Origin of the sequence: Phaeovibrio sulfidiphilus (genome assembly GCF_014861485.1) — a bacterium.
Lineage (GTDB): Bacteria > Pseudomonadota > Alphaproteobacteria > Rhodospirillales > Rhodospirillaceae > Phaeovibrio > Phaeovibrio sulfidiphilus.
On the sequence record NZ_JACZHT010000029.1, the window covers coordinates 1 to 309 of the forward strand.

The window sequence follows — 309 nt, forward strand, 5'->3', positions numbered from 1 at the left end:
AAAAAGCCCCCGGGATTTTGTGATCCGTGGGGGCTTTTTTTGGTTGCGGGGAGAGGATTTGAACCTCTGACCTTCAGGTTATGAGCCTGACGAGCTACCGGGCTGCTCCACCCCGCGTCAAGGGTGCTGTATGCGAGTGGCCGTGGGGCCTGTTTCCGGTTCCCCGTGTGTGCTCCCGGTGTTGGGGAAGCGTCTCGGGGGTCTGGCGCCTTTGAGGCGTCGCGCGAGGCCGTTGGGCCTTGCGTGTTGGCCGTTGGGCCGGCGTGTGCGCCTGTCGTTTTCCTTGGTCCGCCCGCCGTGGCCCGCATA

Annotated in this window: 1 tRNA gene; it reads right to left on the bottom strand. The window is 64.4% G+C overall.

The window, feature by feature from the left end:
• Positions 1-40 precede the first annotated feature (40 nt).
• A tRNA-Met gene (locus IHV25_RS10270) sits at positions 41-117 on the bottom strand.
• Between the last annotated feature and the right edge of the window lie 192 nt (positions 118-309).